The organism is Saccharopolyspora sp. (assembly GCF_017434145.1).
Lineage (GTDB): Bacteria > Actinomycetota > Actinomycetes > Mycobacteriales > Pseudonocardiaceae > Saccharopolyspora_C > Saccharopolyspora_C galaxeae.
The window spans coordinates 1-4,881 of sequence record NZ_JAFRFW010000070.1 but is presented as its reverse complement, the minus strand read 5'-3'; the positions used below and the strand labels follow the sequence as shown (position 1 = coordinate 4,881).

General features: G+C 71.7%; 4 protein-coding genes. All 4 read right to left on the bottom strand.

All coding sequences use genetic code 11. The annotated features are described in order from the left end of the window. Nucleotides 1-767 (bottom strand): hypothetical protein (locus tag IJH84_RS01785; protein ID WP_295139491.1); only part of this gene is annotated, 767 nt, incomplete at its 3' end. Then, the gene (locus IJH84_RS01780; protein WP_295139489.1) at nucleotides 767-2,062 is read right to left on the bottom strand and encodes a lysine N(6)-hydroxylase/L-ornithine N(5)-oxygenase family protein; all 1,296 of its coding nucleotides are present in this window, start codon (nucleotides 2,060-2,062) and stop codon (nucleotides 767-769) included. The genes IJH84_RS01780 and IJH84_RS01785, both read right to left, overlap by 1 nt. Next, complete coding sequence (locus tag IJH84_RS01775) at nucleotides 2,059-3,798, bottom strand: IucA/IucC family siderophore biosynthesis protein (protein ID WP_295139486.1); 1,740 nt, start codon at nucleotides 3,796-3,798, stop codon at nucleotides 2,059-2,061. The genes IJH84_RS01780 and IJH84_RS01775 overlap by 4 nt, the downstream gene beginning before the upstream one ends. Further along, nucleotides 3,795-4,881 (bottom strand): pyridoxal-dependent decarboxylase (locus IJH84_RS01770; RefSeq protein WP_295139483.1); only part of this gene is annotated, 1,087 nt, incomplete at its 5' end. The genes IJH84_RS01775 and IJH84_RS01770, both read right to left, overlap by 4 nt.

Sequence of the window (4,881 nt, the reverse complement as noted above, 5' to 3'; positions counted from 1 at the left end):
GCCGTGCGCGCTCGGATCGCCGCGAACACGGCAGCAGCGTGCGCGAGCGCGAACAGCAGGGCACCGCCCACTTCGGACGCTCCCCGCGCCGCGGCGAATTCGGTGAAGAAGGGGCGCACCACCGCACCGGCCAGTGCGAACAACAACACCGCGACCGCCAGCGGTGGCAGCGCGAGCCGCGGCGCCCGGTACGCGGGTGTTGCGGTGTCCGGCGCCTGCGGAACGCCGGTTCGGCGGAACGCCGTGATGCAGGCGAGCAGCAGTGCCACTTCGGCGACCGCGAGAGCGGGCAGCGCCCGCATCGGGTCGGGAACGGTCACGATCGTCGTGCCGAGCGCGGCGGCCAGCACGATCGCGCCTTGCAGCACCGCGACGTATTGGCGCACCCCCGGCAGCAGTCCGTCCGGGTGCGTCCCCGCGGTGCTCGGGTGCGCCACGAGTACCACCGACTTCACCGCGACCAGCGCCACACCGATCGCGGTGAACGCCGCGAACGTCGGTGCGAGCGCGAGCGCGATGGTCAGCAGCACCGCCGCGGACTGTCCGAACAGGACCAGCGAGTGCAGCCGCCAGCGCCGGGTGGCCAAGCCCCACAGCGGCAGCGCCAGCACGGCGGCGACCCGGGTGAAGGTGATGAACCAACCGGTGGCGGCGAAGTCCTGCACCCCGAACGCCGCCCGGAACAACGCCGGGTAGAACGGGGCCAGCGCCGTCTCGGTCACCATGTGCATTCCGGCCGCTGCCAGCAGAACCGTGCGCGAATGCATCAGGTGACGCCGAAGGTCGTGAACGAGTTGCGCTCCGGCAGCCGGTAGACCTTCCGCCCGGATGCGGAGTTGACGATCGACGCCGCCCGGTGCGCACCCAGCCCGAGGTCCGGGGCGCCGACGCCGTGGCTGTGCATCTCGGCGTTCTGCACGTAGAGCCCACCGGTGACCTCTGCGGACAGCGCCACCCGGTAGTCGTCGTCCACTTTGTACCGACCCTTGCCGTCCCAGTCCACCAAGTCGCTCATGGTGTCCAGAAAGGACGGTCGCCGTGCGGTGTAGCCGGTGGCGAGCACGACCTTGTCGGTGCGGACATCGAACTCGCGGTCCTGCTCGGTGTGATGGCAACGCAGCTCGACCCGTCCCGCGGCGCGCTGGGCGCCGGTGACGGCCACGTTCGGCATCAGCGTCGAGTCCGGCTCGCGGCCGCCCACGCAACGTTCGTAGAGCACGTCGTGGATCGCACCGAGCGTCCCGGCACTGCCCGCCTTGTAGAGCTGCCACTGCGACGGCACCACCTGGTCCCGGGTTTCCTGCGGCAGCGTGCGGAAGTAGCCGGTGTAGTCCGGGGTGAAGTGCTCCAGCCCGAGCTTCGAGTACTCCATCGGCGCGAACGCGGGGGAGCGCGTCAGCCACCGCGTCCGCCGCCCGGTCCCTTCGCGCTCGCTGAGCAGGTCCAGCGCGACCTCCGCGCCGGACTGCCCGGAACCGATCACGGTCACGTCCCCGGCCGCGCGCAACGACTCCCGGCGGTCCAGGTATTCGGCGGCGTGGAAGACTTCGTCGCCGAGCACGTCGCGGAACGCTTCGGGCACCACGGGCCCGGTCCCGACGCCCAGCACGACGTTGCGCGCCGCGAAGTCCTGGTGCTGCCCGGTTTCGACGTCCTCGGCGCGGACCAGGAACAGCTCCTGCTCGGAGTCCCACCGCACCGCGGTCACCCGGCGCCCGAACCGGCAGGAGTCCAGCGAGTCGGCGACCCACCGGCAGTAGTGCTCGTACTCGCGGCGCGAGATGTGGAACTTCTCCGCGAAGTAGAAGGGGAACAGCCGGTCGTGCTCGCGCAGGTAGGACAGGAACGACCACCGGCTGGTCGGGTCGGCCATCGTGACCAGATCCGCCAGGAACGGCACCTGCAGCGTGGTGCCTTCGATGAGCAGCCCGGGATGCCAGCTGAACTCCGGCTTCTCGTCCAGGAACGCCGCCGAGACACCGGGTACCTCCGCGGCGAGCGCGGCCAGCGACAGGTTGAACGGGCCGAGACCGACCCCGAGCAGGTCGTAGCTGCGGCTCATGCGGCTGATTCCCCTTCTGCGAACGGGTTCGCGATGTCCACGTAGACCGACTGGGTCTCCAGCGGGCCCACCAGCTCGTCCATCCCGCCGAGCCGGGTCAGCAGGTTCGCCTTGCACCGCAACGAGGACGACTCGGCGAGTCCCGCCGCGAGCGGGAGATCGGAGAACTCGCGCAGCCTCGCCCGCAGCAGCGCGAGCAACCGCCGCTCGTCGGCGAGGCCTTGCGAGCCGAACGCGCCGACCAGGCCGATCAGGTTGTTGATGCCGATGTAGTAGCCCAGCCGCTCGTCGATGACCGCGTCGTCCACCCGGTTCTCCCCGGCGATGCCGACGCCGGGCAGGAACCGCTCCAGCTCTGCCACCCGGGTTTCGGACAGGTAGTAGCCCTGGTTGTCCCGGTACCAGCCGCCGTTTGGCCAGCCGTCGCCGTCGAGTCCGATCAGGGAGTTCTGCTGGTGCGCCTCCAGCCCCACGCCGTGCTCGCGGTAGAGCCACAGCACCGGAGCCACCAGGTGGTCGAAGTAGCGCGCGCACCACTGCTCGGCGACCTGCTGACGGGACTCACCGGTGCGCTCGACCAGCCCGTCGATCACCTGCTGCAGCGCGGATCCGCCCAGTTCCGGGCGTTCCGCGAGCAGCCCGGCGACGCAGGCCGCGCGCTGCTGCGCGCCGAACGGGTTGTCCCGCAGCAGGACTTCCCAACCGCTTTCCGCGCCATCGGGCGAATCGCTGGGCACGTCCACGGTGAGCCACGCCGGATCCCGCACGATCGAGAAGTCCGGATGCGCCGCGGCGAGCTCACCGGCCAGGCCCGCGTCCAGCAGCCGGTCGATCTCCACGCCGCGGTGCAGTTCCTTGCGCAGGTTCTCCCGCTTCGAGTTGGTGATCGGCAGGCCCAGCGAGAACTTGAGCATCACCGGCGCATCGGGGTGGTAGACCGTGCGGATCGACGAGGTGGGAAACCAGCGCGGACCCTGCACGCCGAGGTCGTGCAACAGCCCCGCATCCAGCAGAGCTCGCACGCCCTTGGTCCCGAGCAGCGACCGCGCCTGCCACGGGTGCACCGGCACCGGCACCGTGCCTTCCGGAACTTCCGGCGTGAAGCCTTCCAGGCGCGCTTGCGGCCCGCCGTCGGAGGAGACCACCGACCGGTCGGCGGCGAACCAGTGCAGCGCGAAGCTCCCGCGCAGTTCCGGCGAGTAGGCGGCCGCCTCCTGCTCGCTCCAGCCGTTGCGGCTGTTCGGCGTCGGGTGCATCGGGTGCCCGAGCACCAGCGCCTGCTCGGCGGCGAGGAACGGGGTGCTCGCGCCCTCCGGCGAGTCCCGGCGTTCCCGCAGGTGCCGGGTGGTCCGCTGCTGCGAATCGGCGACCCGCGCGAGCAGCTCGGTGACCTCGGCGGCGTTCCCGGCCGAGCCTTCCAGCGACAGCAGCGCGGCGACGGTCACGGCGTTCGGGCTCGCACCCCCGGGCAAGCGCACGGAACCAAAGCGGTGGTGCCCGGTCGGGGACCGGTGCAGCACCTCGGCCACCAGCGCGGTGCCGCTGGCAGGCAGCGGGATCCGCACCTCGCCGGTGTCCGGCACCCGCACGCCCGTCTCGCGGAACCAGCACCGCAACAAGCCGCCGGTGGTCGCCGCGTCCGCAATCGCCGCATCCGACTGAGCTGCGTCCGGCAGGGCTGCGTCCGGCGCGGCTGTGTCCGGCGAAGCCTCGTGGTCCGCCCAGCGGCCGGTCATCGGACCTCCTTGTTGCCGGCGGCCAGCACGTCGGCCAGCAGGGCGTCGATGTCGCCACCGGTCGTGTTCGGGTTCAGCAGGGTGAGCTTCAGCCACACCGAGCCGTCCAGTTCGGTGCGGCCGACCACGGCGGTGCCCTCGTCCAGCAGCCTCCGGCGCAGCCGCGCGTTGACCGGATCCGGATCACCGGACTCCGGCAGGTACCGGAAGACGACCGTGGTCAGCACCGGATCCCGGTACAGCTGCATCCGGGGGTGCGCGCGCACCGCCGCGGCGGCGTGCCGAGCCTGGTCGTGGCAGCTGTCCACCAGCTCGCCGAGCCCGCGGCGGCCGAGCGCGCGGAAGGTCGTGAGGATCTTGACCGCGTCCGGCCGCCGAGTCGTGCGCAGCGAACGGCCGAGCAGGCTGCGGAACCCGGCGTCCTCGTCATCGGCGGTGTTCAAATAGGCCACCCGGCGCTCCACCGGCTCGAACGATGCGGCTCGCCGGGTCAGGAACACCCCCGCGGCGACCGGCTGCCAGCCCAGCTTGTGCAGGTCGATGCTCACCGAGTCGGCCAGCTCGACGCCCTCCAGCAGCGGGGCGAGGCGCTGCGAGAACAGCGCACCGCCGCCGTAGGCGGCATCCACGTGCAGCCAAGTGCCGTGTTCACCGGCGATGCGCGCGATCTCCGCGAGCGGGTCGAGCACGCCCAGGTCGGTGGTACCCGCGGTGGCGATCACCGCGACCGGGACGTCGCCGCGTTCCCGCAGGTCGGTGAGGGTCGAATGCAGTGCGCGCGGATCCATCCGGTACTCGTCGTCGACCGGGACCCCCACCACGCTGTCCTCGCCGAGACCCAGCACGCCCGCGCTGCGCGCGACGGAGAAGTGCGTGGTCTCCGAGCACAGCAGCCGCAGCCGCCCGTGCGCTTGCGGCGGGATTCCGGACGCGACGGGGTGCGCGCCGAACTCGGCGGCCAACGCGTGTTCCCTGGCCAGCAACAGGCCGGTGAGGTTGGACTCGGTGCCGCCGGTGGTGACCGCGCCGCCCGCGGTGTCGGGGTCGTAGCCGGTGCACGCGGCCATCGCGCGCACCACTTCG

Coding starts and splice junctions, on each gene's coding strand:
- IJH84_RS01775 (WP_295139486.1), bottom strand. CDS start 3,798: ATGACCGGCCGCTGGGCGGACCACGAGGCTTCGCCGGACACAGCCGCG.
- IJH84_RS01780 (WP_295139489.1), bottom strand. CDS start 2,062: ATGAGCCGCAGCTACGACCTGCTCGGGGTCGGTCTCGGCCCGTTCAAC.